Origin of the sequence: Micromonospora antibiotica (assembly GCF_017599305.1) — a bacterium.
GTDB lineage: Bacteria > Actinomycetota > Actinomycetes > Mycobacteriales > Micromonosporaceae > Micromonospora > Micromonospora antibiotica.
The window spans coordinates 347,637-373,542 of record NZ_JAGFWR010000005.1 but is presented as its reverse complement, the minus strand read 5'-3'; the positions used below and the strand labels follow the sequence as shown (position 1 = coordinate 373,542).

Genomic DNA, 25,906 nt, shown 5'->3' with positions numbered 1-25,906 from the left:
CCGCTGGGCCGCTGGGCCGCTGGGCCGCTGGGCCGCTGGGCCGCTGGGCCGCTGGGCCGCTGGGCCGCTGGGCCGCTGGGCCGCTGGGCCGCTGGGCCGCTGGGCCGCTGGGCCGCTGGGCCGGGTCAGGGAGTGGCGGGTGTCAGTTCGACGGCGGGTTCGTCGGTGGCGGGGGCGACCGCAGGCTCGACGGCGGCGGCTCCGGTGCCGGGCGAGCGGCGGTGGCGCAGCTCCACGGGCAGGACCACCAGGGTCACCAGCAACCCCACCGCGCCGTTAACCACGAAGCCCCAGAGCGGCACCGAGGCGTCGATGACCGCGCCGGCCAGCGGAGCGCCGAGCGCGATGCCGACCGTGGTGGCGGAGCCGTGCAGGCCCATCGCCTCCCCGCGTACCCCGGCGGGGGCGAGTCGACTGACCGCGTCGGCGGTGGCGGCGATGGTGGGGGCGCAGAGCGCGCCGGCCGGGAGCAGCGCCAGACAGAGCAGCCACCAGTGGTCGCCGCCCAACCCGACCGGAATGGTGCAGAGGCTGAGCAGGGCGGCCAGCGCCAGCGGGGAGAAGGAACGGCGGACCGCACCGTAGGCGAAGCCGCCGACCAGCGAGGCTACCGCCCAGGCGGCGAGCACCGCGCCCGTCCAACCGACCTCGCCACCGGCCCGCAGCACGGCCACCACCGCCACGTCGGTGCCACCGAGCACCAGGGTCGCGGCGGCGCTCACCGCGAACACGGCGAGCAGGCGGGTGGTCAACCACTGCCGCCGCGGCACCCGGGGCTGCGGGCCGACCGGCTCCTCGGCACCGCGGGTCGGTGGGTCGAGCAACCACAGGGCGATGCCGGCGCCGACGATGCCGGTGCCGACCGCCCAGAGCGTGACCCGGGGGGAGACGGCGGTGGCCAGGGCCACGGCCAGCGCCGGCCCGATCATGAAGGACAGCTCCATCGACATCGAGTCCAGCGCGTACGCGGGGCGGCGGCGCTCCGCCGGCACCAGCGCGGCGATCGACTGCCGGACCACCGAGAAGACCGGCAGCGCGAACAGCCCGGCCACGAACGCGGCGGGCAGCAGCAGCGGCAGACTCAACGTCGGGGCGCCCGCCCAGAAGGCCGCCTCGACGACGGTGGTCACCGCGACCACCGGACGCAGGCCACGCCGGTCGACCAGCCGGCCGAGCAGGGGCGAACCGATGGCCGCGCCGGCGACCGACGCGGCGCCGACCAGGCCGGCGGCACCGTAGCCCCGGCCCAGCTCCAACACCACGTAGAAGGTGAGCGTCACCCCGGTCGCGGTGAGCGGGATGCGGGCCAGCACCGCCACCAGTAGCAGGGCCCGCAGACCGGGCTGGGCCAGGGCCAGCCGGTAAGGCGTCAACGTCATGATGCTCCGTACCTCCGGCGGTCATCCTCGACCGGGGGTACGACATCGGCAAGCGATTACCGGCTCATGCGGCGCTGATCACCGGCTCGCCGTGCAGGGTGACCCCGGCACCGTCCATCGCCCGCAGCGCCACGTCCAGCGTCGCCGGCGCGACCGCCGCCGTCAGGTCGAGCAGCACGGTGGTGGCGAAGCCCTCCCGGGCGGCGTCCAGGGCGGTGGCCCGCACGCAGTGGTCGGTGGCGATGCCGACCACGTCGACCCGGTCGACGTCGCGTCGGCGCAGCCAGTCGGCCAGGGTCTCACCGTCGTCGGCGTGCCCCTCGAAGCCGGAGTACGCGGCGGCGTGCTCGCCCTTGTGGAAGACCGCCTCGACCCGGTCGGTCACCAGGTCGGGGTGGAACTCGCTGCCCTGGGTGCCGACCACGCAGTGCCGGGGCCACGACTCGACGTAGTCCGGCGGGTCGCCGAAGTGCGCCCCCGGGTCGACGTGGTAGTCCTTGGTGGCGACCACGTGGTCCCACCGCTGCGGTTCACCGGCCAGCAGACCCGAGATACCGGCGGCGACGCCCGCGCCCCCGGCGACGGCCAGGGAACCGCCCTCACAGAAGTCGTTCTGCACGTCCACGATGATCAGCGCGTTGGCCATCGGTGCCCTTCCTCTCCGCTCGCCGCCGGTGATCCACCTGCGGCACGACCCAGTCTGCCCCGGCGGCTCAACCAGCCGGCACGACCGTGACCGGGATCGCCGGATCACCCGCGGAGAGCTTCAACCCCTCCCACGGGATGGAGATCAGGCACTGCCGCAGGTGCTCCCGGGACTCGGCGATGGTGGGCAGCTCGACCGGTTCGCCGTCGACCACGAACGAGTGCTGGAGCGACCGGTCGTTGGCCTGCCGGTCCGGCACGCCCTGCGAGACGACGACCTCCTCGGTGGCGGTGCCGGTGGGCTTGTGCCGGCGTACCGCGACCTTCCGGCCCCCGATGGTGCCCTTGTTCTCGGAACGCTTGACCACCGGCCGGCCGTCCACCTCGACCAACTTGTAGACCAGGCTGGCGGTGGGTGCACCGGAGCCGGTGACCACGGCGGTGCCCGCGCCGTACATGTCGACCGGTTCGGCGGCGAGCGCGGCGATGGCGTACTCGTCGAGATCCCCCGACACGATGATCTTCGTCTCGGTGGCGCCGAGCGAGTCGAGCAGCTCCCGGGACTGCTGGGCGATCACCGCGAGGTCGCCGGAGTCGATCCGGACCGCCCGCAGCTGCGGCCCGGCCACCTCGATGGCGGTCCGGATGCCCTGGCTGATGTCGTACGTGTCGACCAGCAGCGTGGTGTCCCGGCCCAACGTGGCGACCTGCGAGGCGAACGCCGTCCGCTCGTCGTCGTGCAGCAGGGTGAACGCGTGCGCGGCGGTCCCGGCGGTGGGGATGCCGTAGCGCTGACCGGCCGCCAGGTTGGAGGTGAACCGGAACCCGGCCAGGTACGCCGCCCGCGCGGCAGCCACCGCCGCCTCCTCGTGGGCCCGCCGGGAACCCATCTCGATCAGCGCCCGGCCCCGGGCCGCGGTGACCATCCGGGCGGCCGCCGCGGCCACCGCGCAGTCGTGGTTGAGCACCGACAGCACCAGCGTCTCCAGCACCACGCACTCGGCGAACCCCCCGGAGACGGTGAGGATCGGCGAGCCGGGAAAGAACAGCTCACCCTCGGCGTACCCGTCGATGTCACCGGTGAAGCGGTAGTCGGCCAACCACCGGGCGGCGGGCTCGTCCACCACCCCGGTCCGGAGCAGGAACTCGACCTCCTCCGCGGTGAACCGGAAGTCCCTGATCATGTCGATCAGCCGGCCGGTCCCCGCGACCACCCCGTACCGGCGTCCGGTGGGCAACCGCCGGCTGAACACCTCGAAGGTGCAGCGGCGGTCGGCGGTGCCGTCGCGCAGGGCGGCACTGACCATGGTCAGCTCGTAGTGGTCGGTCAGCAGGGCGGGGCGAAGATGACTCACCAGCCCAGCCTAGAGTTCACCCGGCCGGGCCGCCGCCGTGGCCCGGGATCGCCCGCAACGCCGCGCCCAGCTCGGCGCGACTGGTGATGCCGAGTTTGCTGTAGACCCGTTGGAGGTGATTCTCCACCGTCCGGTGCGACAGGAACAACCGGCTCGCGATCGCCCGGCTGGTCACCCCGGCGGCGGCGAAACCGGCGATCTCCAGCTCCCGGTCGCTCAGCGTCGGGCGCAGCGCGTCCAACGCCGGGGTACGGATCTCGTCACAGCGGGTGAGCAGGGCGGCGAGCCGTTCGTGCGCGGCGGCGGCCGACGCCGACCGGTTGCGCCGCCACCCGTGCAGGGCCGTCGCCGTGGCGTCGACCGCCCAGACCGTCAGGTCCAGCTTCGCGAATCCGTCGGCCACCTCCAGCAGGGCCGCCCCGTCCCGCTCGGCGGCGGCCCGGGCGTGCCGGGCGAGCAGCGGAGCCAGCACCCCGTCGACGGTCTCGCAGAGTTCGGCCAACCGCTGCGCGACCGTACGCCGGTTGCCGTCGGTGCAGGTCGGCCCGACCGCAGCGGTGGCCTGGCCGAGGCGGACCAGGTCGTGCAGGACCAGCGCCTCGTGACCGGCGAAGCCGTCGGCGCGCAACCGGTCGGCCAGCTCGCACAGCTGCCTGGTGGCCCCGGTCAGGTCGCCCCCGGCCGCCAGCACCGCGCCCCGGGCCTGCTCCAGCCATGGTCGGAGCACCGCCATGCCGGGGGCCTGGGTGCGGTCGGCCTCGGCCATCGCCGTGACCGCGGTCGCCACGTCGCCGCGCAGCAGCGCGGCCTGGGCCCGCTCGGCGTGGGCCAGGCCGGCGAAGACCCGGCTGGTGGCGAGCACCGCGCAGGCACCGAGGCTGGCCTTGAGCGCGTCGTCGCCGCGACCCCGCAGCCGCGCCGCGTACGCCTGGAGGATGGACAGGTAGCCGGTGCCGAGCCGGAAGTCCCCGGCGCCGGCCTGGTCGGCGAACTCGTCGGCCACGATGGCGTCGATGCCGGCGAGGTCCCCGCAGAGCGCCAACCGGGTGCCCCGGGCCAACTCCATGGCCAGTTGCAGGTACGGCATGTCGGCCCGCCAGTTCGCCGCCTCCGCCTGCACCCGGTCGATCGCCGTGGCGCTGGCCCGGAACCGGCCCTGTACGGCGTCGACGTGGGCGATCGTGCACCGGGCCAGTTCCCGGGCCGCGACACTGGCCGCCGGGCGGTCCAGCACCGACCGGCCGAGTCGCAGCGCGGTGTCGACGTCCAGGCCGTGCAGCCGCATGATCGCCTCGAAGGCGCGGACCCGGGCCTGGTGCCCGGGATCGGTGAGGGCCTGCCCGGCCACCGCGATCGTGTCCACCGTGGACTGCTCGCTGAGCCCCCAGTAGCTGACCATCCCGCGTACGGTCAGCCACCGGCTGCGGCGGTGCTCACAGGCGATGTCACCGGCCACCGCGTCGAGCACCCCGATCGCCTCCGTCGGCCGGTCGCCGAACATCAGGATGGTGGCGAGGAGTTCGGCGGCGTCGTAGCCGCCGTCGGCGTCGAGCGCCGCGCGGGCCAACCGGGTGGCCAGCGGCACGTCGTAGCGGGTGAACGCCTGGACGGCCGCCTGGAGCAGCAGACCGGGGTCCTGCGCGGTGCCGGAGTCCAGCCGCCACACCGCCACCCGCAGCAGGTCGCCCCGGCGGCGGGCGCCGGCCAGCTCCACCCGTTCGGCGAGCTGGGCCTGCAGGCGGCGGGTCCGGCTGACCGGGCAGCGCCGACGGATCACCTCGCCGTAGAGCGGATGGGCGAGCCGCACGTCGACCCGGCGGTCGTCCGGCACGACGGTGATCAGGCCGCGTTCCTCGGCGACCTCGACGTCGGCCGGGTCGGCGGCCCGGTCGAGCAGCCGCAGGCCGAGCGGTTCACCGAAGGCGACCAGCTCCACCACCGCCCGGACCCCGGGTGCCAGTCGACCGATCCGGGTGTCGATGAGATCGGTGAGGCTGGGGGCCAGCTCCAACCGCCCGGTCCACCGCCACAACCCGTAGGTGCGGACCATCTCACCCCCGGTGGTGGCGGCCAGCACCAGCTCCCGCAGCAGCAGCGGGTTGCCGGCGCAGAGCCGGAACAACCGCTCGGCGGAAACGGAGTCGACCGGCCCGGCCAGCAGGGCGGCGAGCAGACCGGCGGTCTCGCCGGGGCCGAGGGGGGCCAGCTCGGCGTGCGTGACGAGATCGTCGGTCCACAGTGCCCGGATGGGCAGCGGGATCTGCTCGCCGCTGCGCAGGGTGCCCAGCACGGTGGTGTTCTCGGCGCGGGCGAGCAGGTGGACCAGCGCCGCCGAGGGCGGGTCGAGCAGGTGCGCGTCGTCGATGGCGAGCACGATGCGCCGCCCGGCAGCCTGCTCCTGGAGCACCTCGACTCCCCAGCGCAGCACCCCGGCGGGGGACAGGCCCGGCGGTTGCTCGGCCGGCAGCACCGGGGCGAGCCCGCCGAAGGGCAGCGCCGCGGTGGCCGTGCTGGCCGCGACGAACGACAGGGCGTAGCGGTCGGTGGGCAGCGCGGCCACCCCCTCGCGCAGCAACCGGCTCTTGCCGACGCCCGCGCTGCCGCTGAAGAAGAGGCCGTGTCCCTGCTCGTCGTGCACCGCTGCCAACAGACGGCTGAGTTCATCCGTTCGGCCGACGAAACTCCACCGACTCATCTGAGCAGCATATCGATGTAAATCGGTCCGGAGGTGCCTGGTGACGCTGTGAAGTTGAGTAACGCCACAGTTACCGCTGAGTATTCGGATGTTTCGGTGACGTCGGGTGCGCCCCGTAACCTTCCGGCAGCCAAAAGTCACCCACCGGACGTCCTGCACGGGTGCAGACCGTAGCCCGTGTCAAGCGGAGGCCGCATGAAGCCCGGACCACCCCCCGGGGTCGACCTGACCGACGACCCGTCCGACGAGCCCGGTGCCGGCGGGCTGCGGGCCCCGGGCCCGTTCCCGGGCCACCTGCGGATCGACGAGGTCCACCCCGACGAACCCCTCGCCGTGGTCGCCGCCGGCCCCGCCGGGGCGGCCCGCCGCGAGGTGCTCGCCGCGCTGCTCGGGATCCCCTCCGGGATGCTCGCCGTGCCGGCGGGCAGCAGCCTGCTGGTCCGGCACGCCCGGGTCGCCACCCGGGCGGCCTACGTGCCCGGCTACCGTCAGCCGCACTTCTACGGGGCCGACCAGGCGGCGGCCGGCCCGGCGCTGGCCCGGGCGCCGCGTCGGGTCGAGTTGAGCCTGCCGGAGCCGCTGCTGCGGCACTTCGCCGTGCTCGACACACCGGACACCGACACCCTGGGCGTGGCCGGTGGGCGGGTCCTGCTGGACGCGGTGACCCGCTCCGGCGCGCTGCTCTTCGTGATCGGCGCCGACCAGACCCTCACCGCCGCCGAGCTGCACCTGCTCGCCGAGGTTGCCCGTACCTCGGCACGGGTCTTCTTCGTGGTCACCCCGGGGGCGGGCGGCTGGGTGCCACCGGAGGCGGCGGCGACCGACGACACGGGGGTGTCCGTCCCGCCGCCCCCGGCCGGCCCTGCGGTCGATCCGGTCGCGGCGCACCGGGCCACGCTGCTGGCCACGGTGCCGGACCTGGCCGGGGCCGACTGGTTCCCCGTGCACCGGGCCGAGCACCCGGGGCTGCGGCGGGCGCTGGTCGGCTGGTCGGCCGTCGAAGGGCTGCGGCGGGCGAGTTCGCGTTCACCGCTGCCGCCCGGCAGCCACGGGCGGGTGCCGGTGGCCGCCGACCCGCCCGGTGACGACTGGGGCGACCGGTTGCAGCGGCAGAGCCGGTCCTGCGCCCGTGCCATCCGTCAGCACCTCGCCCTCGAACTGGCCGCCGTCCACCTGCGTGCCGTCCAGGAGATCGTTTTCGGGGCGGGCTGCGCGGGTCTGCCCACACTGCTCGACCGGGAACTGGAGGCCCTCTCCCTGCTCGCCACCCGCCAGCAGGACCGGGCCGCCCGGGAGATCGTCGACGAGGCTGCCGCCCGGGTCTTCGGCGCATCGCTGCCCGAGGGGGCGCGGCAGCGGATCGACGCCGCCGTCGGGTGGGGGCTGGCCGACCACCCGTCCGGCCAGGATCTGGACCGGGTGCTCCTGGTCACCAGCACCGCAGGGGTGGCGGTGGTGTCCGGCGCCGGCGCGCTGGACGCGTTGGCCGGTCATCCCGGCGCACCGCGGACCGAGGTGCTGCCGCCGATCGGGGTCGCCCTCTCCGGCGGGTGCTGGCAACACTGGCGCAGCCCCGGCAACGACGAGCCGAACGCGGCCCGCGCCTGGGTGCAACGGGCGCTGCGCGAGGTCGAGTTGGACCTGTCCCGCGAGGTGTCGCGGCGGTTCGAGGCGTTGCGGCTCTCGCTCGACGGGGTCCTCTCCGACGCCCTCGACCACGGCATCCTGCTCGCCTGAGCCACCGAGGGTTTTCGTGCGCATCCCCGCCGTGTCCGTACCTTGCCGGGTTTCCGCAGCTCGGGAGGGTGATCCAGGCTGCCCCGGCGTTCCGGTTCATCGGATCGCCACTTCCGGTGGCACGATGGGGGGCATGGCGGCTCCACAGGTTGCACCGGTCGAGACGCCGGACACCGACGAGGTGCCGGTCGCGGACCGGCAGTGGGTGACGATCGTCTGGGACGACCCGGTCAACCTCATGACGTACGTGACCTGGGTCTTCCAGAAGCTGTTCGGTTACAGCCGGGAGAAGGCCGAGAAGTTGATGCTGGACGTGCACCACAAGGGCCGTGCCGTGGTGTCCAGCGGCGCCCGGGAGCGGATGGAGCACGACGCGTCGCAGCTGCACGCGTACGGCCTCTGGGCGACGGTGGACCGCTCGTGAGCGCGAGGAGTGAGCCGGGTTTGCGAGCCCCGCAGTCGCGAACGGAGATGATCCGGTGAGCGCGAGGAGTGAGCCGGTGTTGCGAGCCCCGCAGTCGCGAACGGAGATAATCCGGTGAGCATGTTCCGTCGCCAGGACGACCGTTACGTGGCGACCTTCGCGGTGGACGAGGCCCGGGTGCTGCGCAAGGTCGCCAGTGAGGTGGTCGGGCTGCTCACCGACGGCTTCGACCCGGCCGACCCGGTCGTGGGCCGGCTCTTTCCCGACGCCTACCCGGACGATCCGGCCGGGGCGGCGGAGTTCCGCCGGTACACCGAGGGCGACCTGAAGACCGCCAAGATCGACCAGGCGGGCGCGGTGCTGGCCGCGCTGCCCGACTCCGCCGGCGGCGAGGTGCGGCTGGACGCGGAGGCGGCCGAGGCGTGGTTACGGGCGCTCAACGACGCCCGGCTCGCGATGGGTGTCAGGTTGGAGATCAAGGACGGCACGGACCTGGGCGAGGAACTCGACGACGCGGTCGCCGAGGACCCGACCTCGTCCCGGGTGTTCCAACTGTCGGTCTACGCCTATCTGGGTTATCTCCAGGAATCCCTGCTCAACGCCTTGATCGACTGAACTGTGACGGTCACCGCCTCGCCGGGTCCGCCGGACGGGCGCTAGGCTGGTCGTCGTGCTGAGCATCGACCGATCGATCGTCGAGGCGATCGTCGCCCACGCGCGCCGGGACCACCCGGACGAGGCGTGTGGGGTCGTCGCCGGACCCGTCGGCGGCGACACCCCTACCCGGCACATTCCGATGGACAACGCGGCCCGCTCGATGACGTTCTACGAGTTCGACTCGATGGAGCACCTGCGGGTGTGGCGGGAGATGGACGACCGCGACGAGGAACCGGTCGTCATCTACCACTCGCACACCGCGACCGAGGCGTACCCGTCCCGGACGGACGTCGCCTTCGCCGGTGAGCCGGGCGCGCACTACCTGCTGGTCTCCACCCGCGAGCCGGACACCGAGGAGATCCGGTCCTTCCGGATTATCGACGGCGTGGTGACCGAGGAGCCGGTGCGGATCGTGGACGCCGGGGTGGACCCGCACGCGGTCCAGTCCTACATGTTCGGGCAGAGCCCGGCGACGGTCGACTACGAGTGTTCCGGCAGCTGACCTTCAGCTCCGCACACCCTTTCCGTCCGGCACCGAGGCACACCCGACCAAGGAGTACGTCATGGCCATCGAGGTTCGCATCCCCACCATCCTGCGCAGCTACACCGGCGGCGCGAAGGTCGTCGAGGGCGCCGGGGACACCCTGGGCGACCTGCTCACCGACCTGGACACCCGGCACGCCGGCCTGAAGGCCCGGCTGGTCACCGACGCGGGCGTGCTGCACCGTTTCGTCAACGTCTACGTCAACGACGAGGACGTCCGGTTCCTGGGCGCGCTGGACGCCAAGCTCAACGACGGCGACAGCGTGACCGTGCTGCCGGCCGTGGCCGGTGGGGCGTTCGGCTTCGCCGCCGCGGCGGCGATCAGCCAGCACCGTGCGACCACCGCGGCGGTGGCGGCACGGCGCGCGGCCGTCGCCCCCCGCTGAGGGCGGGCGTCATGGCGCGGTACGACAGCCTGCTCGACGCCTGCGGCGGCACCCCCCTGGTGGGGTTGCCCCGGCTCTCGCCGACGGTGCCCGACGGGGCGCCGCCGGTGCGGCTCTGGGCCAAGCTGGAGGACCGGAACCCCACCGGCAGCATCAAGGACCGGGCGGCCCTGTTCATGGTCCGCGCGGCAGAGCAGGCCGGCCGGCTCCGCCCGGGGGACACCATCCTTGAGCCGACCAGCGGTAATACCGGTATCGCGTTGGCCATGGTGGCCAAGCTGCGCGGCTACCGGTTGGTCTGCGTGATGCCGGAGAACGTCTCCACCGAGCGGGTCCAGCTGCTCCGGATGTACGGCGCGGAGATCATCTTTTCGCCGGCGGCGGGTGGTTCCAACCAGGCCGTCGCCACCGCGAAGCAGATCTCGGCCGACCATCCGGACTGGGTCATGCTCTACCAGTACGGCAACGAGGCCAACGCCCGGGCGCACTACGAGACCACCGGGCCCGAGCTGCTGCACGACCTGCCCACCATCACGCACTTCGTGGCGGGCCTGGGCACCACCGGCACCCTGATGGGCACCGGGCGGTTCCTGCGGGAAAAGGTCGAGGGCATCCAGGTGGTGGCGGCCGAGCCGCGCTACGGCGAGCTGGTCTACGGCCTGCGCAACATCGACGAGGGCTACGTCCCCGAGTTGTACGACGCGACGGTGCTCAACCGCCGCTTCTCGGTCGGCACCCGGGACGCGGTGCTACGCACCCGGCAGTTGGTGGAGGTGGAGGGGATCTTCGCCGGCTTCTCCACCGGGGCGATCCTGCACGCCGCCCTGGCCGTGGCGCACGAGGCGGCGCGGGACGGCCGACGGGCCGACGTCGCCTTCGTGGTCTGCGACGGTGGCTGGAAGTACCTCTCCACCGGGGCGTACGGCGGCACGCTCGCCGACGCCGAGGGCGCCCTGGAGGGGCAGCTCTGGGCCTGACCCACCGGGTGGGCCGGTCGACGGGACCGTCGGCCGGCCCTGTGGGTGTCACGTTGGTGACAACTTGCAGTAGATGATTCTTGCCCTGCCGTCGCTGCGCGTAGGCTGCCCAGCGTGGCGTACGCGTCGGTTGAGATCATCAGCGGTGTTGACCCCGGCGTGTCGACTACTCCTAGTAATCGTGGGGCCACCCGATGCGGCTGACCGTTCTGGGCTGCGCGGGGAGTTTCCCCGGCCCTGAGTCCCCCTGCTCCGCCTACCTCGTCGAGGCGCAGGGTTTCCGCCTGCTGGTCGACTTCGGGCCGGGCTCGCTGTCCACCCTCCAGCGGTACGCCGGGCTGCACGCCCCGGACGCCATTCTCCTGACCCACCTGCACTGCGACCACATTCTCGACGCCGCGTCATACGTGGTGGTCCGGCGGTACGCCCCGGACGGGCCGTACCCGCCGCTGCCGGTCTACGCGCCGCCGGGGGCCCCGGACCGGCTCGCCACCGCCTACGGCCAGGACGACAGTGGCGTCGAGGACGTCTACCAGTTCTACGGGCTCCAGCCGGGCACCTTCCCGATCGGCCCGTTCACCGTCACCGTCGACCGGGTGAACCATCCCGTCGAGACCTACGGGGTGCGGTTGGAGCACGAGGGCCGGGTGCTCTGCTACTCGTCGGACACCGCCCCCTGCGACGCGCTGCTGCGGCTCGCCCAGGACGCCGACGTCTTCCTCTGCGAAGCCAGTTACCTCGACGGGGTGGACAATCCACCGGACCTGCACCTCACGGGCCGGGAGGCCGGCGAAACGGCTACCAAGGCCGGGGTGGGCCGACTGCTGCTGACCCATCTGGTGGTGGCCTGGGGCAGCGAGTCGCACACCATCGCCTCGGCCGCCGGTGCCTTCACGGGGCCGATGGAAGTGGTCCGGGCCGGCGCCACCTACGACATCTGAGCGCACCGGGCACCCGGGCATGCGCCGATCATGCGACCGCATAGGGTGCAGGGATGGCACGACCTGACGGGCGGCGACCCGACCAACTCCGACCGGTGACGTTGACCCGGGGCTGGAGCACCCACCCGGAGGGCTCGGTGCTCGTCGAGTTCGGCGGCACCCGGGTGCTCTGCACCGCAAGCGTCACCGAGGGCGTGCCCCGCTGGCGCAAGGGCTCCGGGCTCGGCTGGGTCACCGCCGAGTACGCGATGCTGCCCCGGGCCACCAACACCCGCTCGGACCGGGAGAGCGTCCGCGGCAAGATCGGTGGGCGGACCCACGAGATCTCCCGGCTGATCGGCCGCAGCCTGCGCGCCTGCGTCGACCTCAAGGCGCTCGGCGAGAACTCGATCGTGCTCGACTGCGACGTGCTCCAGGCCGACGGCGGCACCCGTACCGCCTCGATCACCGGCGCGTACGTGGCCCTCTATGACGCGGTGAGCTGGCTTGCCGGCCGTAAGTCGTTGGCCGGCAAGCCGGAGAAGGTGATGCACCGCTCGGTGGCCGCGGTCAGCGTCGGGATCGTCGCGGGCGAGCCGCTGCTCGACCTCTGCTATGTCGAGGACGTGGCCGCCGAGGTGGACATGAACGTCGTCTGCACCGGCGAGGGGGACTTCGTCGAGGTGCAGGGCACGGGCGAGGACGGTGTCTTCTCCCGGGCGCAGCTCGACGCGTTGTTGGACGTCGCGTCGTTGGGTTGTCTGGAACTGGCCGAGGCCCAGCGGAAGGCGCTCGCATCATGAACAAGGTCCTGCTCGCCACCCGGAACCGCAAAAAGCTGGTGGAGTTGCAGCGCATCCTCGACGGCGCGCTCGGCGCGCACCGGATCGCCCTGCTCGGCCTCGACGACGTCGAGGAGTATCCCGAGCTGCCGGAGACCGGCCTCACCTTTGGTGAGAACGCCCTGATCAAGGCTCGGGAGGGCTGCCGGCGTACGGGTCTGCCCACCATCGCCGACGACTCCGGCATCGCGGTGGACGCGCTCAACGGCATGCCGGGGGTCTTCAGCGCCCGCTGGGCGGGGCGGCACGGCGACGACCGGGCCAACCTGCAACTGGTGCTGGACCAGATCGCCGACCTGCCTGACGAGCACCGGGGGGCGGCCTTCGTGTGCACCGTGGCGCTGGTGCTGCCGGGCGGCAAGGAACACCTGGTCGACGGCCGCCAGTCTGGCCGGCTGCTGCGCGCCCCGCGCGGCGACGGCGGTTTCGGGTACGACCCGATCTTCCTCGGTGACGGCCAGGACCGCACCAACGCGGAGCTGACCCCGCAGGAGAAGGACGCGATCAGCCACCGGGGCAAGGCGTTGCGCGAGTTGGCGAAGCTGGCCGCCAAGGTGCTGCCCGCCACCTGACCCCCCGCACATCTCGTCCCGCCCCCGCCCCCGCCCCCGCCCCCGCCCCTGTCCCCGCTCCGCGGGTGGTCCTCTCCGGGCGGGGGTGGCTCATTCCGCTGCCCGGCTCGTGACGGGCTCGGCATCCCGTAGGCATCCAGGCGTCGCCACTGCCCGGGGAGTGGCCGGCGCGGTTCCGTGGCGCGCTCTTCCGTCTGCGGTGCCGCATGCCCGTCGCCCCTGCGCTGCGGTGCCGCATGCCCGTCGCCCCTGCGCTGCGGTGCCGCATGCCCGTCGCCCCTGCGCTGCGGTGCCGCATGCCCGTCGCCCCTGCGCTGCGGGGCCCGGCCAACGAAACACGCTCCTCTTCGTCCCGTCCCGCCCCATACGCCAAGCCCTCCTGTTCACCAAGAGTGACCGCCCGGCCGGCGAGACCCAATGGCATCCGCATCCTTTGCTCTGCTGCCCTTGAAGCGACGCATACCGAGAGTCACTGCCTCTGCCGGAGGCTATTCCGACCGGGTTCCGGTTTCTGCTGGTGAGAGCGGTGTCGCGTCTATGGCAGCAGAGCAAAGGATGCGAGTGGGGATAGGTGAGGGTGACGAGCTTCGCCACTCTCGGTGACGGCAGTGGGCAGGAAGAAAATGTCACGTATTGTAGTGGCAGGTGGGACGGTTTCCGGAATGCGGCGAGTGTGGTCCAGCTGAGGGGTGCGGTGGAGTGTGATGGCGGTGGCCGGCCCACGACGGCGGTGAACCTGCCGGGGTGAGTGCCCACGCCCCGACCGACGCCGCCGAGGGCGACCGACTCCATCGAGGGCGACCGGGACTCCACCGGGGGCGACCGACTCCACCGGGGGCAGCGGGTACTGCCAGGACGGAGTGGGGTGGGGAGGTCCGGGAAGGCCGGGGCGGCGGACGGTCAGCCCAGGGGGCCGATCTCCCGCTCGATGGCGCTACGCAGGTCGGGGCCGGCGAGCACGGCGCGGGCCGCTTCCATCACCGGGGCGAGGAAGACATCGGGACCGGGTTCGCCGGCCGCACCCCCGAGCGCGGCCACGGCGGCCCGGCCGGCCGGTGACGGCTCCAGCGGTGCGCGCAGTTGCAGGCCCCGCACCGCCGCCAGCAGCTCCACGGCGAGCAGGCTGGTCAGGTTGTCCAGCACGGTGCGCAGCTTCTTGGTCGCCGCCCAGCCCATCGAGACGTGGTCCTCCTGCATGCCACTGGTGGGCAGCGAGTCGACCGAAGCGGGCGCGGCCAGCCGGCGGTTCTCCGCGACGATCCCGGCGGCCGTGTACTGGGCGATCATCAGCCCGGAGTTCACCCCCGCGTCGGGGGACAGGAACGCCGGCAGGTCCCGGTTGCGGGTCACGTCGAGCAGCCGGTCCACCCGCCGCTCGGCGATCGCCCCCACCTCGGCGGCGGCGATGGCCAGGTAGTCGGCGGCGAAGCCGAGCGGAGCGCCGTGGAAGTTGCCGGTCGACTCGACCCGGCCGTCCGGCAACACCACCGGGTTGTCCACCACCGAGACCAGCTCCCGGCCGGCCACCGTCGCGACGAAGTCCAGGGTGTCCCGGGCCGCGCCGGCCACCTGCGGAGCGCACCGCATCGAGTACGCGTCCTGCACGGCGTGCGCCAGGTCGTCGCGGTGCGAGTCCATCACACGGGAATCCTGGAGTAGCCGGTGAATGTTCGCCGCCGAGGCGGCCTGCCCCGGGTGCGGCCGGATGGCGTGCAGCTCCGGCAGGAAAGGTCGCTCCGAGCCGAGCATCGCCTCGATGGCCAGCGCGGCGGTCACGTCGGCCATGGCGAACAGGTGCCGGGCGTCCGCGACGGCCAGCAGCAGCATCCCGAGCATCCCGTCGGTGCCGTTGATCAGCGCCAGCCCCTCCTTGGCGGCCAACGCGACCGGGGTCAGCCCGGCGGCGCGCAGCGCGTCGGCGGCGTCGACCCGTTCGCCGGCGGGTCCCAGCACCCACCCCTCGCCGAGCAGCACCAGCGCGCAGTGCGCCAGCGGCGCCAGGTCACCGGAGGCACCGAGCGAACCGTGCTCCGGCACCCACGGGGTGACGTCGGCGTTGAGCAGGTCGATCAGCCCCTGGGCGAGCAGCGGACGGACCCCGGAGCGGCCCAGTGCCAACGAGCGGACCCGCAGCAGCATCATCGCCCGCACCACCTCGCGGGGCATCGGCGCACCCACCCCGGCCGCATGCGAACGGATCAGCGCGTGCTGCAACTCGGCCCGGCGCTGCGGGGCGACGAACGTGTTGGCCAACGCCCCGAAACCGGTGGAGACGCCGTACACCGGGCGGCCGGCGGCCTCGATGCCGTCCACGATGGACCGACTGTCGACCATCGCCTCGACGGCGGCCGGAGCGAGGACGACCCGGGCGTCACCGCGTGCCACGGCGAGCACGTCGGCGGGGGTGATCCCGGTGGGCTGGACGGTCACAGACGACATTGCGGTACTCCGTTGTGCAGGACCTGGCGGACCAGTGGGACACCCGGCCGGTAGGCCAGGTGAAGGTGGGACGGGGCGTCGAGGATCATCAGGTCGGCCCGTACGCCGGGGCGCAGCGCGCCGACGTCGGTGCGGCGCAACGCCCGTGCGCCGCCCGCCGTCGCGGCCCAGACCGCCTCCGCCGGGGTCATCCGCATCTCGCGGACGGCCAGCGCGACACAGAACGGCATCGACGAGGTGTACGACGACCCGGGATTGCAGTCCGTGGCCAGCGCCACGGTCACCCCCGCGTCCAGCAGCCGCCGGGCGTCCGGGTACGGCGACCTGGTGGAGAACTCGGCCCCCGGCAGTAGGGTCGCCACGGTCGGATCGGTGGTGGTGGCCGAGCCGGCCAGCGCGTCGACGTCGACGTCGGACAGGTGGGTGCAGTGGTCGACGCTGGCTGCCCCCAGCTCCACCCCCAGCCGCACACCCGGCCCCGGGCCGAGCTGGTTGGCGTGCAACCGCAGGCCCAGCCCGGCGGCCTGCCCGACGGTGAGGATCGCCCGGGTGTGGTCGGCGTCGAAGGCGCCCCGCTCACAGAACACGTCCACCCAGCGGGCGTACGGCGCGGCGGCGGTGAGCATCGGCCCGCAGACCAGCCCCACGTAGTCGTCGGGGCGGCCCGCGTACTCGGCGGGGACGACGTGCGCGCCGAGGAAGGTGGTCTCGGCGGTCACCTCGGCGGCGATCCGCAGCGAGCGGGCCTCGTCGGCGACGGTCAGGCCGTACCCACTCTTGATCTCCATGGTGGTGGTGCCCTGCCGCATCGCCTCGTCGCGCAGCCGGTGCACGGTGTCCCGTAGGTCGTCGTCGGAGGCCGCCCGGGTCGCACCGACCGTGGTCCGGATACCCCCTCCGGTGTACGGCTCACCGGCCATCCGGGCCGCGAACTCCGCCGCCCGGTCCCCGGCGAACACCAGGTGCGCGTGGCTGTCCACGAACCCGGGCAGCACCGCGCCCCCCTCGGCGTCGATCCGCCGGTCGGCGGCCGGCGCATAGCGGGCCGGGCCGATCCAGACGACCCGACCCGCCTCCACCAGCAGGGCGACCCCCCGCCGCAGACCCAACGGCCCGTCCCCGCCGGCCGCCGGCACATTGGTGACCAACTCGCCGATGTTGTCGACCAGCAGGCTGCTCACGCCGCCCCTCCCGTCCCGGACCGGCCGCCCCCGCCGCGCGTCGCCGGCCGCTGCCCGGACCCGGCCGGGACCCGGCTAGTCACCGGTCACCGCCGCGACCGTCGCGCGCAGCTCAGCCGGCACGTCCACGGTCAGGTGCCGGCCGTCGCGCACCACCTGCCGCCCGTCCACCACCACCTGGTCGACGTCGGCGGCGGTGGCCGCGAAGAACACCCCCACCGGCGGCACCCCGGCGGTACGCGGGCTGTCCAGCCGGACGGTCACCAGGTCGGCGCGTTCCCCGACGGCGATCCGGCCGGCGTCGGCCCAGCCCAGCGCGGCGTGCCCGGTGACGGTGGCCGCGTCGCGCAGCGCGGCGGCGGTGAAGTGCCCGCGTCGCCGGGTACGCAGCCGCTCGTCCAACTCCACCGCGCGGGCCTCCTCGAACAGGTCGACCACGGCGTGACTGTCGCTGCCCAGGCTCAGCGGGATGCCGGCGTCGGCCATCAGCCGGGCCGGCCCGATCCCGTCGGCCAGGTCCCGTTCCGTGGTGGGGCACAGACACACCCCGGTCCGGTGCTCGGCCAGCAGGGCCAGGTCGGCGCTGGTCGGGTGGGTGGCGTGCACGGCGGTGACCTCCGGGCCGAGCACCCCACGGTCGGCGAGCAGCCCGGTAGGGGTACGCCCGTGCACCGTCCGGCAGGCGTCGTTCTCGGCGGGCTGCTCCGACAGGTGCACGTGCAGCGGGGCACCCTGCCGGTACGCCCACCCGGCGACGGTGGCGAGCTGGTCCGCCGGCACCGCGCGTACCGAGTGGATCGCCGCCCCGCGCAGCACGTGCGCCCCGGCCGGCCGGAACCCGTCGGCCCGTGCCGCCCAGCGCAGCGCGTCCCCGTCGCCGAAGCGCCGCTGCACCCCGACCAACGGCTCCCCGGCCACCGAGGCGGTCAGGTAACAGGCGTCCAGCAGGGTGATCCGGATACCGGCCTGCGCCGCCGCCTCGACAAGCGCCGCACCCATCGCGTTCGGGTCGTCGTACGGCCGGCCGTCGGGGCCGTGGTGCAGGTAGTGGAACTCGCCGACGCAGGTCACCCCGGCCAGCGCCATCTCCGCGTACGCGGCCCGGGCCAGCGCCAGGTAGGAGTCGGGATCGAGCCGGCCGGCGACGGCGTACATCTCCTCCCGCCAACTCCAGAAGTCCCCCCGACCGCCGTGGGTACGCCCGCGCAGCGCCCGGTGGAAGGCGTGCGAGTGGGCGTTGGCCAGGCCGGGCAGGGTGAGGCCGGGCAGCCGTACCGCCTCGGCGAGCACCTCGACCCCGGTCTGCGGCGACGTGCCCCGGGCGAGCGGGGTGACGGCGGTGAACCGGCCGTCCTCGGCCTCGATCAGCACGTCCGGGGTCGGCGCGGCATGATCGGGCAGCCACGCCTGCTCGGCCAGCCAACGGGTCAGTGGCATGCCAGCTCCTCCAGCACCCGGGCCAGCGCGACCACCCCGGCCGCACAGTCGTCGTCGGTGGCCGCCTCGGCGGGGGAGTGCGACACCCCGGTCGGGTTGCGCACGAACAGCATCGCGGTGGGCAGGTGCGCGGCGAGCACCCCGGCGTCGTGGCCGGCCCCGGTGGGTAGCACCGGCGCGGCCAGCAGCCCCGCCAGCCGGTCGGCCAGCCCGCCGTCGAAGGTGACCAGCGGGGTGGCCGACTCCCGGGTCACGGTCAGCTCGGTGCCGTCGCGGCGGGACCGTTCGGCGGCCTTGGCCTGCACCGCCTCGACCAGGCCGTCCAGGGTGTCCGGTTCGGCCGCGCGCGCGTCCAGCCAGCCGGTCACCGTCGACGGGATCGCGTTGGTGGCGTTGGGTTCCACCGCCACCCGCCCGACGGTGGCGTGCGCGCCGCGCAGCCGGGCCTCCTTGTTCGCCGCGAGCACGGTGAACGCGAAGGTGAGCATCGGGTCGCGGCGGTCGGCCATCCGGGTCGTACCGGCGTGGTTGCCCTCGCCGCGCAGCTCGAAGCGCCACCGGCCGTGCGGCCAGATGGCGCTCGCCACCGCGACCGGCGCGTCGGCGTCGACCAGCGCCCGCCCCTGCTCGACGTGCAGTTCCACGAAGGCGGCGAACCGGCCGAGCAGCGCCGGGTCGGCCCCCGCCGGCCGGTGGCCCAGCGCCTCGGCGAAGCTCACCCCGGCCGCGTCGCGCAGCCCGGCCGCGCGGTCGGCGTCGATCTCGCCGGTGAGCAGCCTCGACCCCAGGCACGGTACGCCGAACCGCGCCCCCTCCTCCTCGACGAAGGCGGCCACCACCACCGGCCGGACCGGGGTGACGCCTGCGGCCCGCAGCTCGTCCACGGCGAGGAACGCGCTGACGATGCCGAGCGGCCCGTCGTACGCCCCGCCGTGCGGCACCGAGTCGAAGTGGCTGCCGGTCAGCACCGCCCCGGTGCCGGCCGACCCGTCGGCGTTCGGCCCGCCGGCGTTCGGCCCGTCGGTGGCCGGCCCGTCGGTGGGCGGGTCGCCCCACCAGGCGAACAGGTTGCCGTTGCCGTCCCCGCTGACCGGCATGCCCCGCAGGTCGGCCTGCTCCCGGAACCACTCCCGCAGCCGCAGCTCCGGCGGGGTCAGCGCGTACCGCAGATAGCCGCCGCTGTCGGCGTCCCGGCCGACCGGCGCGATCTCGTCCCACAACTCCCGGAACCGCCCGGTCACGCCCCACTCTCCGCCATGGGGATGCGGACGTTGTCGCGCTCGGCGACGTCGCGGGCGGTGTCGTAGCCGGCGTCGACGTGCCGGATGACGCCCATCGCCGGGTCGTTGGTGAGCACCCGTTCGATCTTCTGCCCGGCCAGCGCGGTGCCGTCGGCGACGCAGACCTGACCGGCGTGGATGGAACGGCCGATGCCCACCCCACCGCCGTGGTGGATCGACACCCAGGACGCGCCGCTGGCGGTGTTGACCAGCGCGTTGAGCAGCGGCCAGTCGGCGATCGCATCGGACCCGTCGGCCATCGCCTCGGTCTCCCGGTACGGGCTGGCGACGCTGCCGCAATCCAGGTGGTCCCGGCCGATCACCACCGGCGCGGACAGCTCCCCGGCGGCGACCATGTCGTTGAACCGCACCCCGGCGACGTCCCGCTCGCCGTAGCCCAGCCAGCAGATCCGGGCCGGCAGCCCCTGGAAGGCGACCCGTTCCCCGGCCAGCCGCATCCACCGGGCCAGCGACTCGTTCTCGGGGAACAGGTCGAGGATGGCCCGGTCGGTGGCGGCGATGTCGGCCGGGTCGCCGGACAGCGCCGCCCAGCGGAACGGCCCCTTGCCCTCGCAGAACAGCGGCCTGATGTACGCCGGCACGAAACCGGGGAAGTCGAACGCCCGCGCGTAGCCGCCCAACTGCGCCTCGCCCCGGATCGAGTTGCCGTAGTCGAACACCTCCGCGCCCGCGTCGAGGAAGCCGACCATCGCCTCGACGTGCTTCGCCATCGACGCTCGCGCCCGGTCGGTGAACTCGGCCGGCTTCGCCGCCGCGTAGTCCCGCGCGTCGGCCAGCTCCACCCCCTCCGGCAGGTACGACAGCGGGTCGTGCGCGCTGGTCTGGTCGGTGACCACGTCGACGGCCACCCCCCGGCGCAGCAACTCGGGGAAGACGGTGGCGGCGTTGCCGACCACACCGACGCTGAGCGCCCGCCGGTCCCGCTTCGCGGCCAGCACCCGGGCGACGGCGTCGTCGAGCGAGTCGGCCACCTCGTCGAGGTAGCGGTCGTGCACCCGCCGGTCGAGCCGGGTGCGGTCCACGTCCACGATCAGGCAGACGCCGTCGTTCATGGTGACCGCGAGGGGTTGCGCCCCGCCCATCCCGCCGCAGCCGGCGGTGAGGGTCAGCGTCCCGGCGAGGCTGCCGCCGAAGCACTTCGCGGCGGCGACGGCGGCGAACGTCTCGTAGGTGCCCTGGAGGATGCCCTGGGTGCCGATGTAGATCCACGAACCGGCGGTCATCTGCCCGTACATGGTCAGGCCGAGGGATTCCAGCCGGCGGAACTCGGGCCAGGTGGCCCAGTCGCCGACCAGGTTGGAGTTGGCCAGCAGCACCCGGGGGGCCCACTCGTGGGTGCGCATGACCCCGACCGGGCGGCCCGACTGCACCAGCATCGTCTCGTCGTCGCGCAGCCCGGTGAGGGTGCGCACCAGCGCGTGGTACGACGGCCAGTCCCGGGCCGCCTTCCCGGTGCCGCCGTAGACCACCAGGTCGTCGGGGCGTTCGGCCACCTCCGGGTCGAGGTTGTTCATCAGCATCCGCAGGGCGGCCTCCTGCGGCCACCCCTGCGCGGTACGGGTGGTGCCACGGGCGGCACGGACGGGCTGGTGCATGGCGTACTCCTCTCAGCCGAGGAACAACTGACGACGGGCGGCGGACGACTCGAACGCCTCCAAACGGCGCTGGGTCTGGATCGGGGCGGCGTCACAGATCGCCTGGAGCACCACCATGGCCAGGGTCATCGGGGCGGTGTGCAGGTCGAAGACGAGGTCGGTGCCGACTGCGGCGGGGAGCACCAGCTCGGCGTACTCGGTGGCGGGGCTGACCGGGGAGTCGGTGATCGCGACGACGGTGAGGCCGGCGTCGCGGGCGGCGCGCAGCGCGTCGAGGGTCTCCCGGGGGTAGCGGGGCAGCACGAAGGCGAGCAGCGCGTCCGCCCCGGCCGAGGCGGCCTGTTCGAGCCGGTCGGTGAGCAGGCTGCCACCGTCGTCGAGGACCCGGACGTCGGGCAGCACCTTGGCGGCGAAGTACGCGAAGTAGGCGGCCAGCGGCGCGGCGGCCCGCAGGCCGAGCACCGGCAGTGGGCGGCTCGCCGCGAGCAGCCGACCGGCGGTGGCGATCCTGTCCCGGTCGGCCAGTTCGCCGGCCAGCCGGTCCAGGTTGGCCATCTCGGCGCGTACCGCGAGTTGCAGTTCGTTGCCGTCGTCGGGGCGACCGTCGGGGCCGGCGGCGGTCAGCTCGCGCAGCCGGCGGCGCAGCGCCGGGTAGCCGTCGTGGCCGAGCGCCACGGCGAACCGGGTCACCGACGGCTGGCTGACCCCGGCAAGCTCCGCCACCTCGGCCGCCGACAGGTAGGCCACGGTGGCGGCGTGCTGCACGAGGCAGTGCGCGATGCGCCGTTGGGTGGGGGTGAGCCGGACCCCGTGGAACAGGTCGAGCAGCCGGTCCGGCGGCGCGGCGACGGCTCCGTCATTCATGCCGCGACTCTATGCATGAAATATTTCAGGAGCAACCACCGGCCGCCTCCCGACCGACGCCGCGCGGACAGGCGATCGTCGTCCGGGCCGCTGGGCCGCTGGGCCGCCGGGACGCTGGGCCGCCGGGCCGCGGGTGCCTGCCGTCGGGGCCGGTGGTCGCCGTCCGCCTCAGCGGGCGGCGCGGACGATCTCGGCGGTGGCGTCCCGGCGGATCGCGTCGTAGAACGCCTCGGACTTCTGCTCGTCGGCGAAGACCACGCTCTCGGTGCCCACCCGGCCGGTGCCCCGCGACGGGCTGGTGACGAAGGTGAGGTTGCCGCCGCGCAGGCCGCGCAGCTCGGTCGCCAGATCCAGCAGCGACATCTCCCGGTCGACGGAGACCGACGACGAGGCGGCCCGGACGAAGTCGTTGAGCTTCCCCGGACTGGTCAGGATGCCGCCGGTGGCCGCCTTGTCGAGGATCGCCCGGATCACCTGCTGCTGGTGCCGGATCCGGGCGAAGTCGCCGTCCGGGAACTGCTTGCGCTGCCGGGAGTAGTCCAGCGCCGTCGCCCCGTCCATCGTCTGCCGGCCGGCGGGGAAGGTGCGCAGCGGCGGATGGATCGAGGTGAACCGGTGGTCGACGGTGATGTCCACCCCGCCCAGCGCGTCGATGATCTCCTGGAAGCCAGCGAAGTCGACCACCGCCACGTGGTCGACGTGCACCCGGGTGAACTCCTCGACGGTCTGCACCATCAGCGGAATCCCACCCCAGGCGTACGCCGCGTTGATCTTCGCGGTCCGGCCGCCGTGCCGGCCGTCCGCCGACCGGGGTACGCGGACCCAGGTGTCCCGGGGGATCGAGACGAGTTGGGCGCTCTTCCGGTCCTTCGGCAGGTGGGCCAGGATGATCGTGTCGGTGCGGGACCCCTCGGTCCGTTCCGGGTCCCGGGAGTCGCTGCCCAGGATCATGATGTTCATGGCGTCCCGGGCCACCACCGGCGGTCGGTCCTGCGGCGGCACCCCGGTGAAGGCGTCCACCCGCTCGACGTCCTTGTCGACCGAGCGCAGATAGAGCGCGCCCGCGCCGACGCCACCCGCCCCCAGCAGGGCCAGGGCCAGCAGCACGATCAGTGCGATCCGCCAGCCCCGTCGACGCTTCGGCGGCGACCCCGGGGCGTCGTCGGACCGGGTCGGAGCGGGTTCCGAAGCGTTCTCACTTGCTGGCACGGCCGCATGCTACTGAGTCGTCACCCAGTACGGCAGCCCGCGTTCGCCCGACGGCCCGAGGCCCGAAGAGTCGCCGTACGCTGGACGTTCAGCCGCCCGTCACCTGCGGCTGATAGAAACCGCGCCGTGGATGCGACGAGACTGCGCCGGGCCATCGCCCGCACCCCGCTGGCACCGGTGGCCGCCTTCCCCGGGCGGCTCGCCCGGGTCGCCAGGTACGACGCGAAGGTGCTGCGCACCTCGGCCCGCTGGCTGGCCACCTCCCGGGAGCACCACAACTACACCTACGAACTGACCCGGCTCAGCCGGGAGCACCTGACCTGGTTCGTCAGCGTGGTCTGCGACGTCCCGGTGGCCCGGGTCCGGGGCCACCTCGCCGAGATCACCGGCGACGCGGCGCTGCGCCGGCACATCGAACAGGCCACCGCCCGGTCCGCCCGGCGCGGCTTGGCCGACCGGCGGGTCCGCTACGCGCGCCGGGTCGGCTGGTACGCGATCGTCCGGGCCACCCGGCCCACCCACGTCGTCGAGACCGGCACCGACAAGGGGTTGGGTAGCTGCGTCCTCGCCGCCGCCCTGCTGCGCAACGCCGCCGAGGGGCACCCCGGCCGGCTCACCTCGCTGGACGTCAACCCGGAGGCCGGCTACCTGGCCCGCAGCGCACCCTGGGCCGACGTGATCGACCTGGTGGTCGGCGACTCGGTCACCGCGATCGCCGCCCTGGAGCGGCCGGTCGACCTGTTCCTGCACGACAGCGACCACAGCCACGACCACGAACGCCGCGAGTTCGACGCCGTCGAGCCGAAGCTGGCGCCCGGCGCGATCCTGCTCACCGACAACGTCACCACCACCGGGGTGCTCGCCGAACACGCCGAACGCACCGGCCGCCGGTTCCTCGCCTACCGCGAGACCCCGCTCGACCACTGGTACCCCGGCGACGGCATCGGTGTCGCCTGGTGAGCGGCCCGCCCCGCGGAACCGGGGCGACCCGCGGAGCCGGGGCGACCGCCGTGGACCCCGGGTGGGGCGGGCCGCCGTGCCCGACCGGTGCCGGACGGCCGAGCCGTACTCCGCCGGCCGGGTGTTGCCCCCGGCACGGTGCCGGATCGATGATTGTCGAATCGTCACCACCGACGGAGGAGTCGGCATGCAGGTTCTCCACCACCCCCGCGTGGCCTGGGACATGGCCCGCCTGATCGTCGCGAGCGTCCCCGACGACGAACTCTTCGACTGGCTGCGCGCCGAACTCGGTGAACTGCTCGGCCCCGACCACGCCGGCTCCCTCCAGGACACCCGGCGGCGGCTGCTGCCATGGGCCCGGACCACGCCCGAGGCCGCCGCCGTCGAAGCCGGCCGCTGGCGGGTCCGCCTGGAGGACCTGCTGCGTACCCGGCCGGAGACCGCCGAACCGCTACGGTCGCTCACCGTGATCGCGTCTGGCCTCCACCGCAACCGGATCGGCTGACCGGCTTAGCTTTCGCTTAGCCCGCTTGTCCCCGGGTCGTCGACTGCGGCAGCATCGGTCGGCGTGACCGATGGCAGCGTGTCCCAGCAACCCGACTCCGGGCCGGGCGGTCGCACCCCCGCCGCGCGTTCCGGGCCGGGGCGTCGCCGCGCCCGGGGTGGCGGACGTCGCCGCTGGCTGGCCGCCGGTGGCGTCGCCGCGCTCGCCACCGTGCTCGGGCTGAGCCTCGCGCTGCGCTCCGGAGCCGCCCCCGCCTGCGCCGCCCCGCCGGTCGCGCTGGCCGGTGCCGGGCCGGTGGCCGCCGGGCCGCTGGCACTGGCGGCCCCACCCACCGGGAGTACGGTCCACAAGGGAAAAGCCACCTTCTACGACTCGAAGGGGGCCGGCGGGAACTGCTCCTACCCGTCCGCCCCGGCCGACCGGATGTACGTGGCCCTCGGCCCCACCGAGTACAGCGCCGGCGCGGCCTGCGGCGGGTACCTCGACGTCACCGGCCCCCGGGGCACCGTCCGGGTCCTGATCATGGACCAGTGCCCGGAGTGCGCCCCCGGGCACGTCGACCTCTCCCGCGAGGCGTTCGCCAGGATCGCCGACCCGGTGCAGGGCATCGTCAACGTCAGCTACCGCGCGGCCGTCGACCCGCCACTGTCCGGCCCGCTCACCTTCCGGATCAAGGAGGGCGCGTCGCAGTACTGGTTCGCGGTGCTGGTCGCCGAGCACGGCAACCCGCTGCGCGCCGTCGAGGTACGCCAGGGCTCCGGTGCCTGGCGTGCCGCCGCCCGGCAGGACTACAACTACTGGCAGATCGACTCCGGAGCCGGTCCCGGCCCGTACGCCGTCCGGGTCACCGACGTGTACGGCCACCGCGTCACCGCCAGCGGCGTCACCATGTCCCCCGGCCGGGTCCAGCGCAGCACCGTGAAGATGTACGGCGGCAGCGCCCCCGCCGCGCGGAAGAACCCGACCAGCCGGCCGTCCTCCCCGAGCCCCGCCGCCAGCCCGACCCGGGCCACCGCCAGCCCGTCGGCGGTCGCCTCCGCCAGTTCACCAGGCGCGCCGGAGGTCAGCGACCCACCCGCGCTCGCCGCGTCGAAGGCGGAGCCGGGCGCGGGCCGGCCGGTCGACTGCACGTCCCGGAGCTGACTCCCGCCGGTCCTCCACCGCCGCTGCCCGCCTCGGCTCGGCGGGACCAGCCGCGCGTCGCCCGGTTGCCGGAGCGGCCCGTCCGTCGGGAGCGGGGCCGGCCGCGTCGGGAGCGGGGCCGGCCGGACGCCGCCGGGTCG

The 25,906-nt window shown here is 74.0% G+C and carries 23 protein-coding genes; 12 read left to right on the top strand and 11 right to left on the bottom strand.

Features of this window, described 5'->3' with window-relative positions; all coding sequences use genetic code 11:
* Positions 1–125: 125 nt before the first annotated feature.
* The 4 genes from JQN83_RS13445 to JQN83_RS33795 form a co-directional block, all read right to left on the bottom strand.
* Positions 126–1,379: an MFS transporter gene (locus JQN83_RS13445; RefSeq protein ID WP_208567439.1), complete on the bottom strand. Its 1,254-nt coding sequence runs from the start codon at positions 1,377–1,379 to the stop codon at positions 126–128.
* Between the two features lie 64 nt (positions 1,380–1,443).
* Positions 1,444–2,025, bottom strand: a complete 582-nt coding sequence (locus JQN83_RS13440; protein ID WP_208567438.1) for an isochorismatase family protein — start codon at positions 2,023–2,025, stop codon at positions 1,444–1,446.
* A gap of 67 nt (positions 2,026–2,092) precedes the next feature.
* Positions 2,093–3,379 carry a nicotinate phosphoribosyltransferase gene (locus tag JQN83_RS13435; RefSeq protein WP_208567437.1) on the bottom strand — a complete coding sequence of 429 codons (1,287 nt, stop codon included), beginning with the start codon at positions 3,377–3,379 and terminating at the stop codon, positions 2,093–2,095.
* A gap of 16 nt (positions 3,380–3,395) precedes the next feature.
* Positions 3,396–6,074 carry a LuxR C-terminal-related transcriptional regulator gene (locus JQN83_RS33795; RefSeq protein ID WP_208567436.1) on the bottom strand — a complete coding sequence of 893 codons (2,679 nt, stop codon included), beginning with the start codon at positions 6,072–6,074 and terminating at the stop codon, positions 3,396–3,398.
* A 195-nt stretch (positions 6,075–6,269) separates the two neighbouring features.
* Between JQN83_RS33795 and JQN83_RS13425 the strand changes: the two genes are divergently transcribed.
* From JQN83_RS13425 to rdgB, 9 genes are all read left to right on the top strand, one after another.
* Positions 6,270–7,811 carry a P-loop NTPase family protein gene (locus JQN83_RS13425; protein WP_208567435.1) on the top strand — a complete coding sequence of 514 codons (1,542 nt, stop codon included), beginning with the start codon at positions 6,270–6,272 and terminating at the stop codon, positions 7,809–7,811.
* A gap of 133 nt (positions 7,812–7,944) precedes the next feature.
* The gene (gene clpS, locus JQN83_RS13420) at positions 7,945–8,235 is read left to right on the top strand and encodes an ATP-dependent Clp protease adapter ClpS (RefSeq protein WP_091251593.1); all 291 of its coding nucleotides are present in this window, start codon (positions 7,945–7,947) and stop codon (positions 8,233–8,235) included.
* Between the two features lie 120 nt (positions 8,236–8,355).
* Positions 8,356–8,850 (top strand): DUF2017 domain-containing protein, encoded by a 495-nt coding sequence (locus JQN83_RS13415; protein WP_208567468.1) that lies wholly within the window; start codon positions 8,356–8,358, stop codon positions 8,848–8,850.
* A gap of 55 nt (positions 8,851–8,905) precedes the next feature.
* Positions 8,906–9,394 (top strand): M67 family metallopeptidase, encoded by a 489-nt coding sequence (locus JQN83_RS13410; protein ID WP_208567434.1) that lies wholly within the window; start codon positions 8,906–8,908, stop codon positions 9,392–9,394.
* 61 nt (positions 9,395–9,455) lie between these two features.
* Entirely contained in the window at positions 9,456–9,821 is a 366-nt protein-coding gene (locus JQN83_RS13405; protein WP_208567433.1) for a MoaD/ThiS family protein, read from the top strand.
* Between the two features lie 11 nt (positions 9,822–9,832).
* Entirely contained in the window at positions 9,833–10,798 is a 966-nt protein-coding gene (locus JQN83_RS13400; protein ID WP_208567432.1) for a PLP-dependent cysteine synthase family protein, read from the top strand.
* Positions 10,799–10,992: 194 nt separating this feature from the next.
* Positions 10,993–11,739 (top strand): MBL fold metallo-hydrolase, encoded by a 747-nt coding sequence (locus JQN83_RS13395; RefSeq protein WP_208567431.1) that lies wholly within the window; start codon positions 10,993–10,995, stop codon positions 11,737–11,739.
* 53 nt (positions 11,740–11,792) lie between these two features.
* On the top strand, positions 11,793–12,521 hold the full coding sequence (gene rph, locus JQN83_RS13390) for a ribonuclease PH (RefSeq protein ID WP_204927210.1): 729 nt from the start codon (positions 11,793–11,795) through the stop codon (positions 12,519–12,521).
* The gene (gene rdgB, locus JQN83_RS13385) at positions 12,518–13,132 is read left to right on the top strand and encodes an RdgB/HAM1 family non-canonical purine NTP pyrophosphatase (protein ID WP_208567430.1); all 615 of its coding nucleotides are present in this window, start codon (positions 12,518–12,520) and stop codon (positions 13,130–13,132) included. Before rph ends, rdgB begins: the two co-directional genes overlap by 4 nt.
* Positions 13,133–14,032: 900 nt before the next feature.
* Here the strand turns inward: rdgB and hutH are convergent.
* The 7 genes from hutH to JQN83_RS13350 all read right to left on the bottom strand — a co-directional run bounded on the left by hutH (position 14,033) and on the right by JQN83_RS13350 (position 23,158).
* Positions 14,033–15,571 (bottom strand): histidine ammonia-lyase, encoded by a 1,539-nt coding sequence (gene hutH / locus JQN83_RS13380; RefSeq protein WP_208567429.1) that lies wholly within the window; start codon positions 15,569–15,571, stop codon positions 14,033–14,035.
* Positions 15,559–16,752: an imidazolonepropionase gene (gene hutI, locus JQN83_RS13375; protein ID WP_208567428.1), complete on the bottom strand. Its 1,194-nt coding sequence runs from the start codon at positions 16,750–16,752 to the stop codon at positions 15,559–15,561. The genes hutH and hutI overlap by 13 nt, the downstream gene beginning before the upstream one ends.
* Positions 16,753–16,827: 75 nt before the next feature.
* On the bottom strand, positions 16,828–18,183 hold the full coding sequence (locus tag JQN83_RS13370; protein WP_208567467.1) for a formimidoylglutamate deiminase: 1,356 nt from the start codon (positions 18,181–18,183) through the stop codon (positions 16,828–16,830).
* The gene (locus JQN83_RS13365; protein ID WP_208567427.1) at positions 18,180–19,430 is read right to left on the bottom strand and encodes an allantoate amidohydrolase; all 1,251 of its coding nucleotides are present in this window, start codon (positions 19,428–19,430) and stop codon (positions 18,180–18,182) included. The genes JQN83_RS13370 and JQN83_RS13365 overlap by 4 nt, the downstream gene beginning before the upstream one ends.
* Positions 19,427–21,085: a urocanate hydratase gene (gene hutU / locus JQN83_RS13360; protein WP_208567426.1), complete on the bottom strand. Its 1,659-nt coding sequence runs from the start codon at positions 21,083–21,085 to the stop codon at positions 19,427–19,429. The genes JQN83_RS13365 and hutU overlap by 4 nt, the downstream gene beginning before the upstream one ends.
* Before the next feature lie 12 nt (positions 21,086–21,097).
* Positions 21,098–21,949: a MurR/RpiR family transcriptional regulator gene (locus tag JQN83_RS13355; RefSeq protein ID WP_208567425.1), complete on the bottom strand. Its 852-nt coding sequence runs from the start codon at positions 21,947–21,949 to the stop codon at positions 21,098–21,100.
* A 168-nt stretch (positions 21,950–22,117) separates the two neighbouring features.
* Positions 22,118–23,158, bottom strand: a complete 1,041-nt coding sequence (locus tag JQN83_RS13350) for an LCP family protein (RefSeq protein WP_307799231.1) — start codon at positions 23,156–23,158, stop codon at positions 22,118–22,120.
* A gap of 126 nt (positions 23,159–23,284) precedes the next feature.
* Between JQN83_RS13350 and JQN83_RS13345 the strand changes: the two genes are divergently transcribed.
* The 3 genes from JQN83_RS13345 (at position 23,285) to JQN83_RS13335 (ending at position 25,766) form a co-directional block, all read left to right on the top strand.
* Positions 23,285–24,118 carry an O-methyltransferase gene (locus JQN83_RS13345; protein WP_208567424.1) on the top strand — a complete coding sequence of 278 codons (834 nt, stop codon included), beginning with the start codon at positions 23,285–23,287 and terminating at the stop codon, positions 24,116–24,118.
* Positions 24,119–24,305: 187 nt separating this feature from the next.
* Positions 24,306–24,623, top strand: coding sequence for a hypothetical protein (locus JQN83_RS13340; RefSeq protein WP_208567423.1), 318 nt, complete (start codon positions 24,306–24,308; stop codon positions 24,621–24,623).
* A gap of 63 nt (positions 24,624–24,686) precedes the next feature.
* Positions 24,687–25,766 (top strand): expansin EXLX1 family cellulose-binding protein, encoded by a 1,080-nt coding sequence (locus JQN83_RS13335; RefSeq protein WP_307799229.1) that lies wholly within the window; start codon positions 24,687–24,689, stop codon positions 25,764–25,766.
* Positions 25,767–25,906: the final 140 nt, after the last annotated feature.

Coding starts and splice junctions, on each gene's coding strand:
- JQN83_RS13445 (WP_208567439.1), bottom strand. CDS start 1,379: ATGACGTTGACGCCTTACCGGCTGGCCCTGGCCCAGCCCGGTCTGCGG.
- JQN83_RS13440 (WP_208567438.1), bottom strand. CDS start 2,025: ATGGCCAACGCGCTGATCATCGTGGACGTGCAGAACGACTTCTGTGAG.
- JQN83_RS33795 (WP_208567436.1), bottom strand. CDS start 6,074: ATGAGTCGGTGGAGTTTCGTCGGCCGAACGGATGAACTCAGCCGTCTG.
- JQN83_RS13425 (WP_208567435.1), top strand. CDS start 6,270: ATGAAGCCCGGACCACCCCCCGGGGTCGACCTGACCGACGACCCGTCC.
- clpS (WP_091251593.1), top strand. CDS start 7,945: ATGGCGGCTCCACAGGTTGCACCGGTCGAGACGCCGGACACCGACGAG.
- JQN83_RS13415 (WP_208567468.1), top strand. CDS start 8,356: ATGTTCCGTCGCCAGGACGACCGTTACGTGGCGACCTTCGCGGTGGAC.
- JQN83_RS13405 (WP_208567433.1), top strand. CDS start 9,456: ATGGCCATCGAGGTTCGCATCCCCACCATCCTGCGCAGCTACACCGGC.
- JQN83_RS13400 (WP_208567432.1), top strand. CDS start 9,833: ATGGCGCGGTACGACAGCCTGCTCGACGCCTGCGGCGGCACCCCCCTG.
- JQN83_RS13395 (WP_208567431.1), top strand. CDS start 10,993: ATGCGGCTGACCGTTCTGGGCTGCGCGGGGAGTTTCCCCGGCCCTGAG.
- rph (WP_204927210.1), top strand. CDS start 11,793: ATGGCACGACCTGACGGGCGGCGACCCGACCAACTCCGACCGGTGACG.
- rdgB (WP_208567430.1), top strand. CDS start 12,518: ATGAACAAGGTCCTGCTCGCCACCCGGAACCGCAAAAAGCTGGTGGAG.
- hutH (WP_208567429.1), bottom strand. CDS start 15,571: ATGTCGTCTGTGACCGTCCAGCCCACCGGGATCACCCCCGCCGACGTG.
- hutU (WP_208567426.1), bottom strand. CDS start 21,085: ATGCACCAGCCCGTCCGTGCCGCCCGTGGCACCACCCGTACCGCGCAG.
- JQN83_RS13355 (WP_208567425.1), bottom strand. CDS start 21,949: ATGAATGACGGAGCCGTCGCCGCGCCGCCGGACCGGCTGCTCGACCTG.
- JQN83_RS13340 (WP_208567423.1), top strand. CDS start 24,306: ATGCAGGTTCTCCACCACCCCCGCGTGGCCTGGGACATGGCCCGCCTG.